This window comes from Segatella copri, assembly GCF_024330485.1.
Lineage (GTDB): Bacteria > Bacteroidota > Bacteroidia > Bacteroidales > Bacteroidaceae > Prevotella > Prevotella copri_L.
In genome coordinates this window covers 35707-58249 of record NZ_JANDWX010000009.1, presented here as the reverse complement: position 1 = coordinate 58249, position 22543 = coordinate 35707, and the positions used below count along the sequence as shown (strand labels likewise).

Sequence of the window (22543 nt, the reverse complement as noted above, 5' to 3'; positions counted from 1 at the left end):
CCATACTATCCCCATAACTCCTCCCGCCCAGCTTCTGCACGCGTCTCTCCATCCGAAGTATTAAAAGGAAAAAGATAAAAAAGGTATGGCTTTTCGAGTTATTTTTTGTACTTTTGCAGCCGATAACGCATTTTGCGAACAAAACAGGATTCTTTAAAGAAAAGAAAGGAAATAACAATGAAGAAAATATTATACTTTGTGGCAGCCCTGGCTGCTGCATCCTTTATCACTACGATGGGTACCAGCTGCAAGTTTGCACCCGACCAGCATGACGGCGACACGGTAGCTGCCAGCGAGTTTTACCCGATAGATACCTCTGCGGCTCATGCCAAGAAGATGGCGAAGATTGCTGCCATCAAGAACGGAAAAGACAGTGTAGGTATCTATTATGTGGGCAGCAATTCTACCAAAGACCTCATCGAGCTCGTATCCTATCCTTCACGCCGCGACACGATGATGTACAGCAAGACCCGACACATAAAGGTGAAGGGCAATGCCGACATCAACCACGTGGTTCGTGTAGACTTCTATCTGCATAACGGCAAGGATTCGCTGGTGAAGTATGTTGAGGAGGTGGTGCTTAAAACAAATCATTAAGCACCACTTCATTCTGGGCAATGCCCGAATACATATTCCGCTGAAGACCGTAACTGCTGATAAACGTCAGCTGTATCGACTTTCGGGTCTTTGTTTCCTCCCTAAAGCGGACAATCTTGTTTCTCAGAATCTTCTCGTAATCCTTATTGATGGCAAACTCACTTTCCGAAAACTTCATTTCACAAAGATTAATGGTATTGTCACCACGCTCTATCACCATGTCTATCTGGGCTGCCCGCTCCGCCGCCCCGGCATCACTCTTGCTTCGCCAGGAATATAACTGGGTAGACACACCAGAAATTCCCAACCGCTGCTTCACCTGGTCGATATGATTCATCGCCAATATCTCGAAAGAGACTCCAGCCCAGGCATAAAAACGGGGCGTGCGCTGCAACTTGCTCCAATACAGAAGATTACGGAATGAACTATCGCGCAGGAAACGGAAATAGAACAAGGTGAAGAAATCTACCAACTGATAGAGAGACTTTCGGGTAGAACAGCCATAGTTGACATACTTTCTGATGAAACCGCAAGATTCCAGATTGTCGAGAATCGTAGTCAACGATTTGCCCGACTTCATCCCTGTAGCATCGGCTATTTCCGAGCGCATCATACCATAACCACGCTCGTTCAGGCATTCTACCACCTTGACGTATGCCTCAGAATCCTTAAACAGAGAGCGATAGAGAATCGTAAACTCATTGTACAACTGACCATTGGGATTGAACAGCAGACGGTCTATATTCTGAGCCAAACTTAACCGCTCGTCCAAAAGATTCAGGTAATACGGAATTCCTCCTAATATCATATAAAGTTCAGCCAGTTCATATCTGGACAACATCATCCCCTTGGTCTTCAGAAATGCTTCCGACTCCCCAAGAGAAAAAGGCTGCAGGAAAAGACGATGAGTAAGACGACCATAAAGTCCGCCATGGTTATTGATAAGTTTATCCATCATCCAGGAAGTGGCAGAGCCGCAGACAATGAGAACGATGTCGCGACGTGCAGAGGCCCATCCATTCCAAAAATGCTCCAGGGCAGAGATAAAATTAGAGCCTGCAGTATCCATCCAAGGCAGTTCATCAAGAAAAATCACCTTACGTTCTATCCCGTTTAAAGAATCAAGATAAGTGATAAGCATTTCGAAAGCATCGAGCCAGTCGTGGGGAACAGAGGTTACATTCCTATCATAACGTCGAAGCGTATAAAAGAAGTTTTTCAACTGCTCCTGTGTGTTTCCGCCCGCCAATCCTGATGTCTGAAACACCATTTCCTGCTCAAAATATTCGCGCACAAGAAACGTTTTCCCCACTCTGCGGCGTCCGCATACTGCCACAAATTCCGACTGCCTTGACTCGTATATACGTGCCAAGGTATCCTGTTCACTCTTTCTGCCTATGATATTATTCTTCATTTCTTATTCTCCTGCTTTAATTTCTAACCATTTGCAAAAATAGCAAGAAAAAAGTAATTATTGGCTATTTCTTATATAATTTTCAGCCAATAATACCTATTTTTAAGCATTATTGGCTAAAATGAGCGGCATATTTAGCCAATAGCCAAAAAATCAGCACAAAAAAGGCTAGCATGCAAAAACGCACACTAGCCTTTTCGTATTTTATCTAACCTGAATTTCAAATCACTTAATAGCCTAAGCCTATAACTATAAATTATAAACTATAAACTATAAACTATAAGCTATCAACTAATCATAGAATCCCGGCTGCTTGTACTCAATGCCCAGTTCATCATCTACTGTTGCGATGACACCCTGAATCTGCCCCATGGCAAACATACGGCCGAGGAGAGTGTAACCGGCATTGTGACCATGATTGCTCTCATCGAATACGCCACCTGGCTCATCAGTGAAGGTCATACCGTGGTCTACTCGCATTGGCAATCGACGGCCGGAATTGCACTTGCCTTCCTGCTCTGCCTTCTCGAAGATGCGGCAAAGTTCAATGAGATGGCCGCGACCACCCAAGTGAGAAGCCTCTGTAAAGTTGCCGTTAGGAAAGATGTAGCAAGAGCGCAGATGAACAAAGTGAGTGCGGTCAGCAAACTGCTTTGCCATCGCCACACAGTCGTTGTGCTCGCCGGCAGAGAATGAACCTGCACAGAAAGTCAAACCATTGTGCTTGTTTGGCACAGCATCGAGCATCCACTGGATATCCTCGGCACGACCGATGATTCTTGGCAAACCGAATACAGGATAAGGAGGATCGTCTGGGTGAACACACATATTGATATCGTACTCATCGCAGATAGGCATGATAGCCTCCAGCCAGTACTTCATGTTCTCCTGCAACTTCTTCTTGTCGATGCCATCATAAAGTTTCAACAGGTCGCGGAACTTCTGGACAGGAGCTGAATCGCCCTCGCTGAAGTTACCGGATACGAAGCCCTGGGTCTTGATGATGATGTTCTCTACCAAGGCATGATCCTGCTCTGGTGTAGAAGTCTTCTTGATTTCATCAGCCTCAGCCACGAGGTCTCTGCCCCACTTGTGCTCCTTAGAGAACTCAGCCCAATCCTCACGAGCGCCTTCACGCTGCAGGATATAGATATCAAAGTAGGCAAACTCGCCCCAGTTCATATAGAGGTTGTTGGCTCCGTTAGGATTGTCGTGAGACAAATCGGTACGTGCCCAATCCAAGACTGGCATGAAGTTGTAGCAGATGCATTTGATGCCTTCCTCGCCCAGGTTGCGGAGACTTTCCTTGTAAACCTCAATCTGATGATCACGGTCAGGACCGCCATATTTCAGGGTTTCAACCACAGGCAAAGACTCTACCACGCTCCATTTCATACCATAAGACTCGATGTACTCCTTGAGTTCATGAATCTTCTCGCGTGTCCAAACCTCGCCCAGAGGAACATCGTGCAATGCGGTAACAATGCCCTCAACACCTATCTGTTTCAACTGTGCAAGAGTGATCTTATCTTTCTTGCCAAACCAGCGCCATGTTCTTTCCATATATATTATATAATGTATAAGTTTAAAAATGAATTATCTTGCAGAAACATATTTATGCAATGTCTGTCTTACGGCACCCTTGCCGGCAAAGAGTTCCTTCACCATGCCCTCAATCTGCTCGCCGAAGCCAGCCTCGTAGAGATCGAGTCCGAATACATCCTTGCGGGAATAGAGATTCTTCAGGCAAGAATAGTCCTGATCTGCCTTGCCTACCTCCAGAGGAGCTACGATGGCCTGTAGCTCTGCCAACAATGGGTCAGAAGATGGCTCGAATGGCTTCAGGTTATCATCCAATGCCTTGAGATAACGGGCATAACCTGCCAATACCAAAGGAATCAACACGAGATTGCTCTTGTCGAGACCGCGGTCGATATACTTCTTGATAGTCTCACCGAAACGGATAGAGAGTTTCTGGCTGGTATCGGTAGCGATACGCTGAGGAGCATCTGGCATGAATGGGTTAGGCAGACGCTTGTTGATAACAGTGCCGATAAACTCGTATGGGTTCAATACACCTGGATCTGTTACTACTGGCATTGCCTCGATATAACCGATCTTCTGGATGAAGGCACGAAGGTCCTCATCAGCCATCTCGGCAGAAATCAAGGTATAGTCGAGCATGCAACCATAGATTGACATCGCTGTATGGAGAGGGTTCAGACAGGTGGTTACCTTCATGGTCTCAACCTCATCCACGGTCTTGCGGGTGGTATAGAGCGCACCGCCCAACTCCAATGGCGGACGACCGTTGGTATAAGTATCCTCGCAAACGAGATACTGCACTTCCTCGGCATTTACGAAAGGAGCGGTGAAAGTATGCTTCTCGGTGATAATCGTATTGTTATCCTCGAAACCATCCTCAGCGAGCATCGCCTGTACCTTCTCGTGTGGACGAGGAGTAATCTTATCAATCATAGACCAAGGATAGGTTACCTTGCTGCTATCGTTGATATAATCTACGAAACCAGCCTCTACGATACCATCCTGTGCCCAGCGCTCAGCATAAGCCTTTACGCCAGCCTTAACATGGTCGCCGTTGTGAGAACAGTTGTCGGTAGACTGAAGAGTAAGTGGCAACTTGCCTGCCTTATAACGCTCATAGAGAAGAGCGGTAAGCTTACCCATAGCAAATACTGCATCAAGACCACGTGCCAAATCGGCATCATTGAAAGAATATCCCTTCTCTGTGATGGTGAAAGTTACCATCTGCAGACTTGGAGCCTGGAAAATCTGAACCAATCGGGCCCAGTCCTCACCAAACTGCTTATCCGCCTTGAGGCTTTCTGTGATAGAAGCGATGACCTTCTTCTCGATGGTTCCGTTGCTCTGGAGGCTGACGAGAAGAGAGAGATTATTGTAAGGGCGATAAGCCTTGTCGATAATTTCGTAGTCGAAGCTTTCTGCAACAATAACACCCCGATCGTACTTGCCGGTGTTAAGTGCATCGTTAAGAATAGCAGCAGGGAACGCACGGAAGATATTACCTGCACCGAAGTGAACCCAAGTAGGCTCGTCGTGAGTCTTCTTAGCTACGGCTGCGATGTCATACTTAGGAAGCTCATAACCCTTAGCTTCCCATTCTGCAGCATTAAAGCTGTCTGAAAGAATTTCGTTCAGTTTCATGATTATACAGTTTTTTTGATTGTTTCATGTACTCGCCTATCTTTCCAAATAGGCGTGGCAAAAATACAAAGAAAAATCGAAACCCGCTCATTTTAAAGGCTATAATTTCATAAAATGAACGATTTGCAAATATATTTGAACGAAAAGGCAAACGTCACGGATCAGATGAACCAGTTTTTAACGATTATGTTACATCAAATAAAAAAGGGTTACATCAGAAAAACAGAAAAGAGGACGTAAGTTCTCGCCCCCACATCCTCTTCTTTTTATATTTTCCTCTTCTTCCAGCGATTTAATCTGCTTTTCTATTCTTCCAGCGATTTGATTTGTTTCTTCGGCGTAACGCCAAGTCCCTTCAGGCTTTCCACTCTTCTCATCACATTTCCTGTTCCGTCGTAAAGTTGCTTCTTTGCCTTGTCGAAGGTTCCGGACAGACGGGTTATCAAATCGCCGATGCCCAGGAAAGTATCTTCGAAGCCAGCCACCTTATCATACAGGTCAGCAGCCGTCTTTACGATTTTCTCCACATTCTTGTTCTGCCGGTCATACTGCCAGAGATTATAGGCAAGCTGGAGTGCCATGAGCAGATTGCTTGGTGAGATGATGATAATCTTCTTCTGATAAGCATAACGGCTGAGGTCAGGCTGCTGCTTCATGGCTGCGATATAGCTGGTCTCGTTAGGAATGAACATCAGTACGAAGCCGATGGCATCATCCACCAGTTTGGAATAGTCTTTGGCTGCCAGTTCATCGATGTGCTTTCGTACGCTCAGCGCATGTGCCTTCATCAGGCGTTCCTGTTCAGCCTCATCTTCAGCTGCCAGAGCATCGGAATAGGCGGTAAGCGAAACCTTGGAATCGATGACCACACTTCTGCCTTCCGGGAATCTGACGATGACATCCGGACGATAGTTCTTTCCCTCTTCATCTTTCGTATTCTCCTGAATGAAGAATTCCTCATCTTTACGAAGTCCGCTGTTCTCCAGGATGGTTTCCAGCACCATCTCGCCCCAGTCGCCCTGCATCTTGCTGTCGCCCTTCAATGCCTTGGTCAGGTTAGCAGCATCGGAGCCAATCTTCTCGGTCTGCTCCTTCAGGTTCAGTACAGCCTGCTGCTGTTCCTGCTGGAAGAGTTTCATCGTTGCCTCGAAGGTGTTCTGCAGTTCCTTCTTGTTCACCTCGTTCTGGGTTTTGCTCTCCTCTACCGATTTCTTGAAATCAGCAAACTGTTCCTTGATAGGTTTCAGGAGTTCATCCATCTGCAGACGGTTGTTTTCCTGCAGAGCCGACTGCTTGGCAGCCAACTGCTCAGCCGCCACCTTCTGCTGTTCTATCGTCATTCGCTGCATTTCCTGCTTCAGGCTCTCGAGTTTCTGTGCCCACTGCTGGTCGCTTTCCGCCCTGAGTTTCGCCGCATACAGCCGCTCGTTCTCCATTTGAGATTTCATTGATTGAAGCTCAGAAGCATGATGTAGTTTTATCTGTTCAATGTTAGCCGCCAGCACCTGAGCCTTCGCTACGAGCTGTGTTTTCTCCTCTCCCGCACATTTTGCTTCCATCAGTTTTCCTACGAAGAATCCGATGGCAAGCCCTATGATGATTCCAATTACTATTTCCATTTATCCTTGTTTTGAATGATTCTGTAAATCTGCAAAAATTATGATTTGCAAAAGTAATCATTTCAAGACATAACACCAAACATCATGGGGGATTCTTGTAGATATTTAACTCTTCTGCATTTTACGATGCAAACAAAAAGAGCGCACCACTCCTGGCACGCTCTTTTCTTTAAATCATCTTTTAAATATACATTATCGGTTGGCAGTAGGCCACTGATAAGTATCAGTGCAATGGATATCAGCACTCTGGTCGGCTATCATCAACTTGAAGTCGCCTTCCTCCAATCTCCATTTGCCATTCCAACCTACGAAGGCCAAATCGTCTGCCTTCAATTCAAATATCATGGTCTTGGTCTCACCAGGCTGAAGTTCCACCTTGTCGAAGGCACGGAGACGACGGCCATCAGGCACCATACTAGCGATGAGATCGCTACTGAACAGGAGAACACTCTCCTTGCCTGCCACCTTTCCCGTATTCTTCACATCCACGCTCACCTTGATGATGTCGCCGTGGCGGAAATCAGACTGAGAAACCTTCAGGTTGCTATATTTGTAAGAGGTATAGCTCAAACCATATCCGAAGCCCCACTGCTGGGTAATCTTCGCATTGTAGTCGTAAGCACCTTCCATCGTACCCACCTCCTCACTCTTCTTGAAGTCATAGTTGGCGAGCGAATTGATTTCCTTAGGATAGGTGTAAGGCATCTTGCCGCTGAAGTTTGACTTGCCCGATACCAGGTTTGCCAAGGCATCGCCGCCCATATTGCCAGGGATAAGGATGTTGACGATGCCCTGTGCCAATGGTTCGATGTCAGCAATGAGACGAGGACGGCCTTCATTCAGCACCAAGATGACAGGCTTGCCTGTCTGAGCCAAAGCCTTGACCAGATTGCGCTGGTTCTCTGAGAGCCAAAGGTCGGTCAGGTTGCCCGGAGTCTCTGTATAAGAGTTCTCGCCAATGCAAGCCACGATGACGTCGGCATCCTTCGCTGCAGCCACCGCCCCCTGAATCTGAGGTTCGTTCTCCTCCCAGTATTTTCCCTTCTCATTATAGGTAACACCCTGGTTCAAGATGACATTCTCCTTGCCATACTCATTACAGAATGCCTCATAGATGGTATTGTACTTGCCGGCAAACTCATCGGCACGATGTCCCTGCCAGGTATAGCTCCATCCACCGTCCAGGCAGCGCATCTGATTGGCATTAGGACCCGTAAGGAGTATCTTCTTGCCATGCTGCAAAGGAAGGATATTACCCTCGTTCTTCAGGAGCACCATACTCTCGGTAGCTCCCTCCAAGGCGAGCTTGGCAAACTCCTCACCACCAAACTTAGGATAATTCTTCAGTTTCTGGGTTGGGTTCTTGAAGAGGTCGAGACGGTACTTCATGCGAAGCACACGGCGACAGGCATCGTCGATGCGACTCATCGGAATCTTACCTTCCTTCACCAGTTCTACAAGATAGCCACAAGCATCACAAGAATAAGGTTCCATAATCATATCGATACCGGCATTGATGGCAATGCGGAGCGCATCCTTCTTGTCCTTTGCCACCATCTCACGAGTATAGAGATTGTTGATGTCTGCCCAGTCGGTGATAAGCACACCATCCCATCCAGTCTCTTCCTTCAGCCATCCTGTCAGGATGTCCTTGTTGGCATGCATCGGCATACCGTTGACGGAAGCGGAATTCACCATCACGGTCAAGGCTCCAGCCTGCAGACCCGCCAGGAAAGGAGCGAAGTGCTTCTCTCGCAAGTCGGCAGGAGAGATATAGGCTGGCGTACGGTCTTTACCGGTCCAAGGCACACCATATCCCATGAAGTGCTTCATTGAAGTAGCAATGTGATACTGGTCGATGTTGTTTGGGTCCTCACCCTGAAAACCATAGACCATCGCCTTGCCCATCTCTGAACTGAGGTAGCAATCTTCACCAAAGTTCTCCCAGATGCGAGGCCAACGGGCATCACGACCGAGGTCAACGGTAGGACTGTAAGTCCAAGGTATGCTCACTGCACGAGTCTCATAAGCGGTAGCCTCAGCCGAACGGCGAGCTATCTCACGATTGAAAGTGGCAGCCACATTGATGTTCTGAGGGAAGAGGGTTCCGCCCTGTGTATAAGTAGAACCATGATTCTGGTCGAGACCGAAGACACAAGGGATACCGATGCGCTTCATCGAGATCTTCTGGATTTGCGCGATGTACTTCTCCCACTGCTTGGCGGTTGGTGCGCAGGTATTTGGAGCGTTGAGGATAGAGCCGATCTTATAGCGGGAAAGGATAGAATCGGTCTTGTGCTCGTCGATATAGAACACACCGTTCTTGTCGTTGGCACCGAAGAGGTCGGTCACCAGCTCCATCATCTGACCTATCTTTTCCTCCAAGGTGAGTTTCTTCAGGGTTTGTTCTACCTGAGCCTCAATCTTAGGGTCGCTCTTGATAACCGGAACATTGGCACTGGCTGTATAAGCCAATGCCAACAATGAAATAGATAATAAAATTTTCTTCATAAATTCAAAGGTTTGACGTTTTATGTTAAAAACGGAAATCTTTCTAATATATTATTCAATAGTTACTTTATCTACATAATAGCCATGTCCCACACAGATGAACCCATCCTCTGCAGCCATCTTGTCGAGTGCATCCTGGGTCAACTCAAACTTCACGACATTGCCCTCACCAAACTCGTATGGAGAAGTCAAGTCGGTCCACCAGCCGGTGGCAAGCTTGATCTGATGGTAAGCATCGTCATCCTTCATCGAGCAGTAAACTCGGAGGGTCTGCCCCTCCTTCCACTTAGCTACCTGGTCCTTAGTGATGAGGTTGAAGCTCTTGTTAGGGTCACCATCTCCCAATTCCCAAGATACATAGTGATGACCTTCCCAGAGCACATTCTCCATAGAAGGCTTAGGCTCGGAGGTTACCTTGATGGTGCCGCCAGGGAACTCCACTCCATCGCCATCCACGAGCGTGATGGCATAGTCGCCATTCTCCAAATCGGCAGGAGCGGTGAGCTTCATGGCTGTGCCCTCTTCCAAGATTTCGAAGGCCACTTCCTTGCCGCCCACGAATACCTTGGTGATGGTACCGAGATTGCTACACTTGTGGATGGTGGTCTCCTCACCTGGAGCCACCCAAAGCTCGCTGGCATTGGTACCCAAAGCTGGGTCATCGGCAGCAGGAGTCACGGTAACTTTCAAGGTGCGGGATGTGGTCTTATTCTTGGTGGTGGTTGCCACAATCTTCAGTTCATGATCACCTAAAGGCAAAGGCTGGTCGATAGTAGTACCTTCGGCAATCTGAGTGCCGTCGAGCAACCATGTCACAGTGGTGTAGTGAACAGGAGTCACCTTGATTTCCAACTTATAATTAGTCTTGCGGTCTATCTTGGAATCAGCCAAGTCGGTGTTCAAGATACGTGGATTGTCATCTTCGCTGACAGTGAAGTATGGTTCATCGTCAGAAGAGCAAGAAGACAGTGTAGCAGTGCCTGCGAGTGCGAAGCTAATGGCGAAAAGCATCATCCATGACTTCAACACCTTACCCATATATTGATTCATTATCTTTTTCATCTTAATAATATTTATTCATAAAGGCGTCAGCCCCTAATTATTAATTCTTAATTATTAATTCTTAATTACTTAATGTAGCCCTTGCCGTAAGGAGGATTGAAGTCGCCCTGTACGTTGACATCCGACTTATCCCACCACAACTTCTTGTGCCAGTCATCAGTACCACCCATGCGCTCGATGGCAGCCTTATAGTTCACACTGTTGTACTGACCTTCCAACTCAGGATAGCGCAAGCGAGTAGGCATTGACATATTAGGGTCGTCATATACGAAACCATCACCAGGGAATGTCGCCAAACGACTGCGATCCAACAAGGCAGGATAGTCGGAGCGACGCATGTTCGCCCAAGCCTCAGATGGGTTCATCATGTGGAGAATCCAAGCCTGTGTGTTGATGGTTTGCTTTGGATTTTCGCCCAACTGATTGTTGGCGATAAACGCATTGATTTCATCCTCAGAAATCTTATTGGATGTAAGATAATAATTGTTGAGCATCTCCATGGAAGCACGCACACCAGCCTCGTAATGGCTCTCGGCATCACCGCTTACGTTCCATCCCTTGGTCTTAGCCTCAGCCAAAAGGAAATCCACCTCGGCAGAAGTGATGAGGATACCAGGGCATGAAGGCATCTCGAAATCGATGTTCAAGCAAGGACGCATCAAGCGGGCACGATAGTCGGAGTTGTCATAACTGTTGGCATCCTGCTCAGCAAGTTTTGCCAAGGTAGGGAACTCAGCAGCATCAGCAACATTCATCCAGTTCTCATACCACGCCGAACCTGTATTACATGGCTCCTCACCGATATTGTTGCGCTGGAAATAAGCCAACACCTCATCGGTAAGGTCGATGTTCTGCTCCTTGTCAGGCTTCACCTGGCTACGCTTGATATTGTAGTAGTGACGGCAGATGCGATAGAGACGAGGGTCGCCTGTATTCTGCAACTGATAGAACAATGTCGAGCTGACGAAAGTTGGCGACGATGGATCCTGACCATAGAGAATCTCGCCCAAGGCATTGGTACGGAAGTCGTAGTCGTTGGCACCATCATAATAGGTATAAGGTGAATCAGCATACTTGATATAAGCATCGTCAGCAGCTGATGCAATATAGCCATCGGCATGGTTCATCGCCTTCTCAAACTCTTCCTGGCCCTTGCTTGGATTTACATCAGAGATACGCATCGCATAACGCATACGCAGAGAGTTGGCATATTTTTTCCATTTAGCCACATCACCACCCATGCTGGTAACATCGCCAGAGATATGGTCGGTACCAGTACCCAACTGTTGCTCGCAAGCATCCAACTCGGTGAAGAACCAACCATACAAGTCCTCTACGGTATCATACTTAGGATTGGAAATACCTGAGATGTAACCCAAACCTGCCTCTGAAGCAGGAATGTCACCATAAGTATCTGCCAATACAGAAAGTAGATAGACACGATGGATGCGGAGGGCAGCATTCAGGTTAGCCTTGTCCTCAGATTTGTGGATGGCATCTACGAGATTCTTGATAGCCACCTCATAATAACGGTCCCAGATACGGCGGGCAATATCATCCTCATGATGTACGGCACCTGCGTAATTGGTCACATTCCAACCACCAGCAAAATGCTGAGTGAAACCAGTGATATAGTTACGATAGGTATCCATCAAACTAAAGTCACCATAAGTCTGCAACAAAGATGTTGTCAACTGCGCATTAGGGTCCAGCTGGTTCACCTTGGTCTTATCGGTGTTGGTGCGCTCCATCATATCGTCTGAGCAAGAAGTCATCACACCGCCAGTAGCCATCAACAGCATAGCCATGGCGAAACCGCCTTTGCCTATATATTTCTTGATTATATTGTTCATTTTTTCTTGTCTTTTAAAATAAAGTTAGAACTTCACATTCACGTTGATACCATAGCTCTTGCGAGATGGCAAAGAACCATACTCCAAACCGAGTCCAGAAGTATTATAACTTGAGTCTGGGTCGATGTTAGGAATGTTCTTCCAAACAATGAATGGGTTACGTGCCACGAAGGAAACATTCAAGCCCTTGACCCACTTGCCCAACAAACTCTCAGGGAAAGTATAACCGAAGGTAATCTCACGACACTTCACGTAAGAGTTGTCATATACAAAGGCACTCTGCACATTGTTGGCAATAGCCTTCCAATAAGTCTCTGGGTTGACTGCGATATCGTTTGGACGATAAGTTCCATCACCATTGTCGATGACACCTGGAGCCACAAAGCCCTTGGCATTGCCAGCAGCACGCCACTGCTCATCTGTCATACCAGCAGCCTCACGAGCTTCCTCAGAAGCATACCACTCATCACGACCAGCCAAGGTCTGCTTTGCCTTACCAGTCTTATAAGCAGAGTTCATAGACATAGAATAGATGTCGGCACCCACCTTCACATCGAAGGATGCAGAGAGTCGGAAGTTCTTGTAAGAGAATGTGGTATAGAAACCACCTGTCCAATCCCAAGAAGAGTTACCGATGGTCTTCACTGTTTGGTCAACCTCTGGCAAACCGCTTGTTGGATTGATAATCACCTGTCCATCAGCAGTGCGCTTAAAGTCCTTACCACGGATAGCACCATAATTCTCTCCTACCTCGGCACCTACAGATACGCCGCACCAGGTAGCTTTAGCCAACTCGAAATAGTCCATGCCATCTACAAGCGACTTCACCTTGTTGGTATTCTTGGAGAAGTTGACACCCATGTCCCAACCGAAGTCCTTGATCTGGAGCAGACGACCATTGAGGGCAATCTCGATACCCTTATTCTGAATCTCACCGGCATTTACCAAGCGGTAAGAGTAGCCAGAAGTAGTGGTAGAGGCAAGGCTCAAGATCTGGTCCTTGGAGTTCTGATTATAATAGGTGGCATCCAAGCCCAAGCGACCATTGAAGAACTTCATCTCCAAACCCAACTCATAAGAGCCTGTCATGGTTGGTTTCAAGTCCTTGTTTGGCTGGGTAGCATTGCTAATCATACCGATGGTATAGCCAGCATAGCTGTACTTGCCTGTGGAGTAGTTGAGTGCAAGCTGATAAGGGTCGGTATCGCTACCTACCTTAGCCCAAGATGCACGTACCTTACCATAGTTGATAATCTTCTTGTTCTTGATGAACTCAGAGAATACCAAGCTACCTGATACAGATGGGTAAACGTATGTATTATTGCTGGTAGGGAGCGTAGATGACTTATCGCCACGGATGGTTCCCTCCAGATAGTAAGTATGCTTGTAGCCGATGCTTGCGCTGGCATAGAGAGAGCTAATCTGCTTCTTGTACATGCTCTCACGAGTGTTCTGCTCCTGATAGTTCATGATGTTCTTGATGCCATTCATCTGCTGGTTGAGACCGGTGTTGGTGATGGTCTTGTTGTTCACCTTGAAGATGTTACCACCAGCTGTGGCATTGACATCGAAGTCGCCCCATGAATTGTTGTAGAGGGCGAGGAGCTCCGCATTCAGTGTGCGGTTATTGAAGATTTGGTCGGTAAGCTTTCCTGCAGGTGTACCAGGAGTGGTCTTGGCGATGAAGTCCTCGAAGTTCATATTGGTGATGTCAGTACCGATGGTACCCTGCAACTTCAAGTGCTTGTCGATGTTCCAGATAGCTTTACCTGTCAAGCGGAACACATCCTTCTTAGATGTATTGCTGTTCTTATAGAGATCCCAATATGGGTTCTTGTTATACTGATCGTTACCATTCCAGTTCTGGTAGTTGCCATCGGCATCCTCATAGTTCTTGAGCCATGCCTGGTTGTATGTACCAGCCAAAGTCATGAGGTTCTTACCTACATTGCTCTGAGAATCACCCAAGGCAGGACGGTTCTTTACATCCTCACGGGTATAGTTGGCAGTGAAATCGAAATCCACAGGACCAGCTGATGTGTTGACACGCAGGTTGAAGTTGTCACGACTCATGTTGGTGTTAGGCAGGATGTCCTTGTTGCGCATATCTGTGAAAGAGAAACGCATACCAGTCTTACCAGAGTTAACAGAGAGGATGGCTGAGTTCTGAGCGGTCAAACCAGTGCGGAAGAAATCAGAGGCATTATTAGGATACATCATGAAAGCATGCTCCTGACCATCAAAATACTTATAAACAAAGTCATCCGCCTTAGGTCCCCAACTGGAGTTGGTTCCAGAAGTACTAGAAGTAGGCAACTTGCCACCATATCCCATACCATACACTTCCTGGATGTCGTTCCACTTAGCCAACTGGGTATCGATGGTGAAAGAGCCATTATATTCTACAGCCACCTTATCCTTCTCCGCCTTCTTGGTAGTAATCAAGATAACACCGTGGGAAGCACGGCTACCATAGAGGGCAGAGGCAGCAGGACCTTTCAATACGGTCATCGTCTCGATGTCGTCAGGATTGATGGCAGAGATACCATCACCGAGGTCATAACCACCAGCTTCACCAGCACTGCCAAAGTTGGTATTATCCAAAGGCACACCATCCACCACGTAGAGAGGCTGGTTATTGCCTGCCATTTCTGTATTACCACGAAGAAGCACGCGGGTAGAACCAGAAGCACCGCCAGCGGTGTTCTGCACAACGAGACCAGCCACCTTACCTGAAAGAGAGTTGATGACGTTGGTTTCCTTCGCCTTGGTGAGTTCCTCACCTTTAACCTCCTCCAAGCCATAGCCCAAAGCCTTGCGGTCGCGCTTGATACCAAGGGCGGTAACAACGACCTCATTCAAGGCCTTACCATCCTCTTGCATCGTGATTTTCATGCCATTAGCAGCTTTCACGGTCATCGTCTTGTAACCGATGTAGCTCACTTCGAGCGTTACTCCAGGCTTGCAGTTCAACGTAAAGTTACCATCTATATCGGTAACGGCACCGTTGGTTGTACCAGCCACCTTCACGCTAGCGCCAATCAAGGTTTCGCCAGTGGCATCCACCACTGTACCCTTGATGCCTTGGTTCTGCTGAACGCTCATCGCAGCATTGTTCATCTGGGCAGCGAGAATGGCAGAAGCAGGCATCCACATCAAACCTGCACCGAGCAGGCCGAGAAACATAGTTTTCTTTCTCATAATTGATATTTTTGTTTTTAGTTTAACATTATTCTTTCCCAAAGATTCCTTCGAGAATCCAAGGAGCATTCACCTTCATACTCTTGAAACGGTCGAAGATGCCATACTTCTCAGAGCCGTTGCCGAAGTGGTTGTTGTCCCAAACGAAAGTAGAGAAGCCTCGTTTGCGAGCCTCCGTAGTCAAGAACTTACAGTAGTAGGTCATGTTTTCATGCACTTTCTCTGAGTTTGACTTATAGTGATCGGTTACTCCCCACTCTCCTATTACGATACCCAGTCCTTTGTTGCTCCAGGTATTCACCGCCTTGTCGAAGAAATCCGTCATCGTCTTCTCATTTTCTGCAGGTATCTTGCCAGCATCCTTATAGGCATCACCCCAGTAATCGTAGGTGCAATCGCCGGCGTAGCTCCATGGCTGATAGTAGTGAAATTCCACACTCATATAGTTGTTGCCATTGCCTTCGGCATCCTTCGGAATGATGAAATCTCCATTCTCGATGCCAAACCATGGGTTACAAACGTAAGTCTGTAAGATGAGGTGGCGCTTGACATTGTTGCCGCCTGTGGCACGAACCACATCCACGAATATCTGATTGTAAGCATTCTGCACTTCGAGGTTCTCGGCAGTAGGTTTGCCCCAGTTATCTTTGATATGCACTTCGTTAGTTCCTGCGAAAGCAAGACGATAATCATAATTGGCAAACTCAGAGGCGATATTCATCCAAAGAAGCGCAAGCTTCTGGCAGTTTTCTTCCTTATATTGATAGGTAGGACGACTTTCGAGCCATTTTTCATGATGCACATTGATGATAACCTTGAGGTCATTATCCAGGCACCAGCCCACCACCTCCTTGATGCGAGCAATCCAAGCCTTGTCGATGCTCATCGCCTGAGCGTTGGTAATGTGGCACTGCCAACGGATTGGAATACGGATGGCATTGAAACCAGCCTTCTTCACGGCTTGTATCATCTTCTTGGTAACAACGGGATTGCCCCAGGCTGTCTCTGCATGGATAGAACCATCAGGGTTGCCAATCTGCATCGACTCACCATCCTGTCCAGGAGCTGAGCACTCGAATTCATTGCCAAGATTCCACCCCACAACATCTTTATTCCATTGCTGGGCAGTAGGTATGGATTCGCCTACACCATCAGAACTGCTGGATGAGGGCAACGTACTTGCTTCGCATGAGAAACATGTGAAGACGCCTATTAAAAAGAGGCTAATTTTCAAAAAGTTCCTTTTCATTTTTATGTTTATATTGTTATTGTTTCGTTTTTTAAATAACTGTTTGACTTACTTAACAGAATCTGGTTGCAAAGATAAAGAAAAGGAACTTTCAGAGGGTTAGATAACAAACAAAAAAAGGTTTCAATTCAGACATATCGTCTAAGCAGAAACCTTTTCTTTGAATTTAAAACTCTAATTTACAGATACTTACTTGGAGAAACTCCAAAGTGCTTTTTAAATACAGTACTAAAGTACTTCACATTTACAAAACCGGCTTTCACAGATACATCCAGCACACTATCCCCCTGTTTCAGGAAGATTGCAGCCTGCTCCAGACGTATCAAACGCATAAAATCCTGCGGACTTTGACCCGTAAGAGTCTTCAGCCTACCATAGAAAAGCGTTCTGCTCATCGCCATCTCTCTACAGAGTCGGTCGATATTAAAGTCTGTGTCGCTCAGATGAGCCAACACCAAACGGGTAGCTTTATCTACAAAAGCCTGGTCTTGCGGATCCAGAACAGCTTCTGCCACATTTTCGAATGTCTGGCCTTGCTTATTCAAGATAGTATCATCCTTTTTCTCTTCAGAAGCTCCAGTAGGTTTCAATTGTTCATCGGAAGAATCAGAACCCACAATCTGCTCGGAAGAAGCAGACTCAGAAGCAACCTCTCCTCTAACAAGAGCAAGGCTTCTGTCCATATAATACAGACTCAACCGGCGACGATTCTTCAAAATACTGGCAACCTTACTCGCAAGAATAGCAGTATCGAATGGCTTGGCTATATAGTCATCAGCACCAAGTCCAAGTCCCTCTATCATAAAGTCACGACCAGCCTTAGCAGTCAGCAGGATAACAGGCAGCCATGATGTTTCCTTATTTTCCTTGATGCTGCGACAGAACTCATCTCCGTGCATTCCCGGCATCATGACATCAGAAACAACGATATCACATACCCCGCCCTCTTTCAAATATTTCAAGGCAGCCTCTGCACTCTCCACATCAACTACCTGATAAGAATCACCAAAAGTCATTCTGATATATTTGCGAAGATCTTCATTGTCATCGACAAAAAGAAGTGTATCCGTTGAAACATCAGCATCCTGCAGAACCGCAGAAGACACAGTCTGGCAAGTTTCATCATGCTTATCTTCAGCTAAAGAAGATTCAGTTGCAATATTTTTCTTTTCTTCTACAAGCCGAACTGAAGAATCTGTTACATGACCTAATGGCATCTTCACACAGAAAGTAGTACCCTTTCCTTCCTCACTTACGAAACTAAGCTTTCCTCCTAATTTCTCTACAAGCTTCCGTGTAAGCATCAGTCCTAATCCACTTCCCATTTCCTGAGAATTTATCGCATTAGAAGCCCTGAAGAAGGTCTTGAAGATACTCTTAATTTCGGCCTTTGGAATACCTATACCTGTATCACATACATGAATCATAGCCATCTTACCTTCAACAGAAGCCGACAACGTAACCTTTCCACCTTGAGGTGTATATTTGATAGCATTCGAGAGAAGATTTTCCAAAATCAGATCCATCATTTTGACATCAGAATGAATCTGTTGCTGCGGACACGTTTCAATACACAGTTGAATATGCTTCTCCTGAGCTGCCAATACAAACTTTTCCAACTGCACACGTAAAAGCATCGGCAATTCTATATCTTGCAGGCGAACCTGTTCGGCAGACTGCTCTACCTTTTGGAAGTCAAGCAATTCTGTAACCATCTTCAATAGTTTGTTGCCGTTGCGATGCGCCATATCCAAGAATCCACGGCTTTTCTCACTCAAACTGGAATCATTAGCCAGATTATCAAGAGGAGCCAACACGAGACTCAAAGGAGTACGTATGTTATGGGCTGTATTAACGAAGAAATTGATTTTCTCATCATAATACTTTCGCTGTAAGCGCTCTTTGTAATACTGCCAGACAAAATATAAGATGGCAGCAAAAATACAGAGATAGATAATCCATGCCCACCAGGTATTCCACCAAGGCTGGGCTATATGAATTTCCAAAGTTGTTTCTCCCAATTCTCTACCATTACTTCTGCAGATAGCCTTTACATGAAGCACATAGCTGCCCGAAGGCAAATTTACAAATCGTGCCAACTGATTAGAAGATGGTTTACTCCAATTACGGTCGTATCCTTCCAAATAATATTGATATTGAATATCATACTGGTATTGATAATTGATACTCTCGAAAGAAACAACCAGCGTATTCTCATTATGGCTAAGTTTCAATTTGCCTTCCTTCAACATTTCAAAGAGACATTCATTCCAGTAATCGGAACGTTCGACACCTTCAACCTCAACACTATGAATACGAAGTGGAGCGGCATAATTCAAACCTTTGGCAAACATAGGAGTCAAAGCGACAACTCCATCGTTGCTGCCAAAAAGCACCCTGCCATCTGAAGTACACGCAACAGACATCCGGTTATACTCACGTTCCATTCCCTTAAAGATGTTGAGGTTTACTATCTTCCCCTGTTTCATGAACGCCAATCCTTTATCCGTACTGATCCACAAATTGCCATTAATACCTTTTATAAGTCCATAAACAGTATTAGAAGGCAAAGCGTCCTGATTCGTATAACGCTTAAACTTCTTTGTCAGGAAATCATAATCATAGAGTCCTCCTCCATCCGTTCCAATCCAGATATGACGGGAATCCTGAAAAGACATACTGTTGACAAACAAATTAATGTCTTTACCGGGATACTGTTCAGGATAAAAGAAACGACGAGGATGCAAAGGTTCACGCTTATCAATCAAATAGCCTCCATGCGAAGTTCCTACAGCTATAAAACGCTTATCCAGTGATTCCGTGATGCATTGCACTTCGTTGACAGGCAGATAGAATACCGACTTTCCCGTTCCATTCAAATTATATTTATCTGAAGGGAAACAAGCCATATCTCCATCCAAACATCCCACCCAAATATTACCATCGCTATCAGTAAAAAGACTGAATACGTAATCACTCTTCAACATTCCTGTTTCCACAGAATAAGCAGGCATACTAGTGCCATCAGCATGAACCTGATATACGCCATTACCATAGGTACCAACCAGAATTCTGCCGTCTACAGTCTGACAAATCGTAAGCGCCACTTTATTATATAATCCATGATGCCAAAGACGAGTCTGCGCATCATAAACACTTACTCCTTTATCTGTGGCATACCATATTTTCCCATCACGGCTTTGGAAAACATCGTTCACACAATTATCTATCAGTGATTGACTGTTGAGATATTCATGTGTGATATATTCCAATGTATGTTTCATCGGTATTGCCAAATCTACTCCTCCCGAGTAAGAGCCTGTCCATAAATCGCCAAAACGATCGCAGCACAAGGTATATAATCCATTACCATTCAGTATGTTACCCGGACGCCCGTCTGTATCAAGCAAGAGCTTGGTTTGTTTATTCGAACTGTCATAAGCATATATTCCTGCTCCATCTACAGCCATCAGAAGAGTCTGTTTATCATATAAAATGATTGAACGTACTGGAATTTTAGGAATGTTTTGCAAAGATTGGAAATCAGCAGATTTTATCAGCTTCCAAGTACGATCATCCACTACTTTAACTCCTTCGTGAAAAGTACCCAGCCAGATACGATGTCCCGCAATATCATGATAAGAGGATACTACAGAACTGCCACTAATCTTCTTTTCTAACTTCCGGGCAGACATCGAATAGCAATAAACATCTTTAAATGTTCCTATCAAGAGTTTCTGACCTATAAATTGGATATGATTAATATAGGTATTTTTCAATACAAACCTCCCCTTAGCTGTCTCCCGAACTATCTCCTTTCCATCAGTAGCTGCTGATAAGCAATAAATGCCTCTATCCATAGCTAACCAGAAATTGCCCTTTTGTCTACCAACAGTTCGTTCAACACGATACTTCCACCTAAAATATGCTGAAGATTACATTTCAAGACAAATGCATCTTTCCTCTTATCATATATATACACCTTTCCCTTGTTGTCGTAGGCGTAAATCAGATGTTGCGTATCCTTAGTCAGTTTAATACATCTACCACTAGCATCACTATACGGCATCTCTGTGTATAAAGTATAATTGGTTACTTGTTGCCCATTATATCGGTCAACTCCACGCTTAGTACTTATCCACATGGCACCATCCTCAGCCTCGACAATAGAATAAACTCGAGGGCTGGAAAGACCAATGTCAGTATTGAGATTGGAAAGCATGAACATATTTCTGGAAATATGCGCATATGCCTGAAGAGCCGATGCCAACAGCAGCAATATAATTAGAGTACAGGATTTATATCGTTTCATAATTCTTTCATTGATCTTATTTGGGGACAAAGATAATACAAAAAAATGAAAAACAAATAGAATAATGAGATAAAATGAAAAAAATCTATTATCTTTGCAAGATATTAATATAAAGATATAGACTATGATCAAAAGATTATTATCCTTTCTAGACGCATCGCCAGTGAATTTCCTGGCAGTAAAGAATATCTCCGAGGAATTGGAGAAGAACGGGTTCCGCCGTATGAACCCACAGGAGCCTTTGGGCAAGATTGAAGCGGGCGAAAAGTTCTTCGTTACCAAGAACGACTCTTCCATCTACGCCTTCCAAATCGGAAAGAAGCCTTTGGCAGATGCCGGTTTCCACATGATCTGCGCCCACTGCGATTCGCCTACCTTCCGCATCAAGCCAAATGCTGAGATGCTTTGCGAGGGCGGTATCGTAAAACTGAACACCGAGGTGTATGGTGGTCCTATCATGTCAACCTGGTTCGACCGTCCGCTCACCCTGGCAGGTAGAGTTATCGTGAAGGGCGAGAATACGATGAATCCCCAGACGCTCCTTCTTCATGTGAAGCGCCCATTGCTGCAGATCAGCAATCTTGCTATTCACTTCAACCGTCAGGTGAATGATGGTGTGAAGTTGAGCAAACAGAAGGATGTACTCCCTATCCTCGGCATCATCAATGATGAACTGGAGAAGGGTAACCTCCTGATGAATGTGATAACCGGCGAACTGAATATCAAGAAAGAAGATGTTCTCGACTTCGATCTCTATCTGGCTGATGCCACTCCAGCCTGCACCTTCGGTGTACACGATGAGTTTATCTCTTCAGGCAGACTCGATGACCTGTCTATGTGCTGGGCTGGTGTAGAGGCGATGATTGCATCTGATGCCAATGATACCACCCAGGTTCTCGCCATCTTCGATAATGAAGAAACGGGGTCTCAGACCAAACAGGGAGCCGGAAGTCCATTCCTTTCATATATGCTCCAGCGCATCGCCCTGGCACAGAGCCATACAGAAGAGGCTTATTATCAGGCAGTAGAGCGTGCCTTCATGATTTCAGCCGATAATGCGCATGCCTGGCATCCTAACTATAGCGAAAAATTCGACCCTACGAATCATCCTAAATTGGGCGGTGGTCCGGTCATCAAGTTCAATGCAGCCCAGAAGTATGCGAGCGATGCTGTATCAGCAGCCATCTTCGCCAACATCTGCGATGCAGCCGGTGTACCATGCCAGCGTTTCGTAAACCACAGCGATGTAGCAGGTGGCAGCACATTGGGCAATATCCTCGCCTCTTCCATCCCATTGAAGGGTGTGGATATGGGCAATGCCATCCTCGCTATGCACAGTTGCCGCGAAACCGGTAGCGTTATCGACCATGAATATTGCGTGAAGGCTTTCACCAAGTTCTATCAGTTGTAAGCAATCCCGATTTATCTCTTCACTCTTCACCTTCTCACCCTTAACCCCTCTGTTTATCGGGGTTTCGGGAGGTGAAGAGTTTTCTTTATCTATTCACCCACTCTTCACCCCTCTTCACCCATATATCT

General features: G+C 45.9%; 13 protein-coding genes. 2 read left to right on the top strand and 11 right to left on the bottom strand.

Annotation, left to right across the window (positions count from 1 at the left end; genetic code table 11):
• Window positions 1–177 precede the first annotated feature (177 nt).
• Window positions 178–597, top strand: a complete 420-nt coding sequence (locus tag NNC77_RS07125; RefSeq protein WP_153084220.1) for a hypothetical protein — start codon at window positions 178–180, stop codon at window positions 595–597.
• Here the strand turns inward: NNC77_RS07125 and NNC77_RS07120 are convergent.
• The 11 genes from NNC77_RS07120 to NNC77_RS07070 all read right to left on the bottom strand — a co-directional run bounded on the left by NNC77_RS07120 (window position 581) and on the right by NNC77_RS07070 (window position 21004).
• On the bottom strand, window positions 581–2011 hold the full coding sequence (locus NNC77_RS07120; RefSeq protein ID WP_118081741.1) for an AAA family ATPase: 1431 nt from the start codon (window positions 2009–2011) through the stop codon (window positions 581–583). The two genes, NNC77_RS07125 and NNC77_RS07120, sit on opposite strands and share 17 nt — an antisense overlap.
• Window positions 2012–2302: 291 nt before the next feature.
• The gene (uxuA, locus tag NNC77_RS07115; protein ID WP_006847799.1) at window positions 2303–3574 is read right to left on the bottom strand and encodes a mannonate dehydratase; all 1272 of its coding nucleotides are present in this window, start codon (window positions 3572–3574) and stop codon (window positions 2303–2305) included.
• Between the two features lie 33 nt (window positions 3575–3607).
• On the bottom strand, window positions 3608–5197 hold the full coding sequence (locus NNC77_RS07110) for a mannitol dehydrogenase family protein (RefSeq protein ID WP_254970618.1): 1590 nt from the start codon (window positions 5195–5197) through the stop codon (window positions 3608–3610).
• A gap of 305 nt (window positions 5198–5502) precedes the next feature.
• Entirely contained in the window at window positions 5503–6816 is a 1314-nt protein-coding gene (locus tag NNC77_RS07105; RefSeq protein WP_254970616.1) for a DNA recombination protein RmuC, read from the bottom strand.
• 192 nt (window positions 6817–7008) lie between these two features.
• On the bottom strand, window positions 7009–9327 hold the full coding sequence (locus NNC77_RS07100; protein WP_118154673.1) for a glycoside hydrolase family 3 N-terminal domain-containing protein: 2319 nt from the start codon (window positions 9325–9327) through the stop codon (window positions 7009–7011).
• A 51-nt stretch (window positions 9328–9378) separates the two neighbouring features.
• Window positions 9379–10377 (bottom strand): hypothetical protein, encoded by a 999-nt coding sequence (locus NNC77_RS07095; protein ID WP_254986866.1) that lies wholly within the window; start codon window positions 10375–10377, stop codon window positions 9379–9381.
• A gap of 77 nt (window positions 10378–10454) precedes the next feature.
• The gene (locus NNC77_RS07090; protein WP_006847804.1) at window positions 10455–12242 is read right to left on the bottom strand and encodes a SusD/RagB family nutrient-binding outer membrane lipoprotein; all 1788 of its coding nucleotides are present in this window, start codon (window positions 12240–12242) and stop codon (window positions 10455–10457) included.
• A gap of 24 nt (window positions 12243–12266) precedes the next feature.
• The gene (locus NNC77_RS07085; RefSeq protein WP_254970613.1) at window positions 12267–15443 is read right to left on the bottom strand and encodes a SusC/RagA family TonB-linked outer membrane protein; all 3177 of its coding nucleotides are present in this window, start codon (window positions 15441–15443) and stop codon (window positions 12267–12269) included.
• A gap of 28 nt (window positions 15444–15471) precedes the next feature.
• The gene (locus tag NNC77_RS07080; RefSeq protein WP_254970611.1) at window positions 15472–16692 is read right to left on the bottom strand and encodes a glycoside hydrolase family 5 protein; all 1221 of its coding nucleotides are present in this window, start codon (window positions 16690–16692) and stop codon (window positions 15472–15474) included.
• Window positions 16693–16871: 179 nt separating this feature from the next.
• Window positions 16872–20552, bottom strand: a complete 3681-nt coding sequence (locus NNC77_RS07075) for an ATP-binding protein (RefSeq protein WP_254970609.1) — start codon at window positions 20550–20552, stop codon at window positions 16872–16874.
• A gap of 2 nt (window positions 20553–20554) precedes the next feature.
• Entirely contained in the window at window positions 20555–21004 is a 450-nt protein-coding gene (locus NNC77_RS07070) for a two-component regulator propeller domain-containing protein (protein WP_254970607.1), read from the bottom strand.
• 124 nt (window positions 21005–21128) lie between these two features.
• Here NNC77_RS07070 and NNC77_RS07065 point away from each other — a divergent pair, with 124 nt between their 5' ends.
• On the top strand, window positions 21129–22415 hold the full coding sequence (locus NNC77_RS07065; protein ID WP_254970606.1) for a M18 family aminopeptidase: 1287 nt from the start codon (window positions 21129–21131) through the stop codon (window positions 22413–22415).
• Window positions 22416–22543 lie beyond the last annotated feature (128 nt).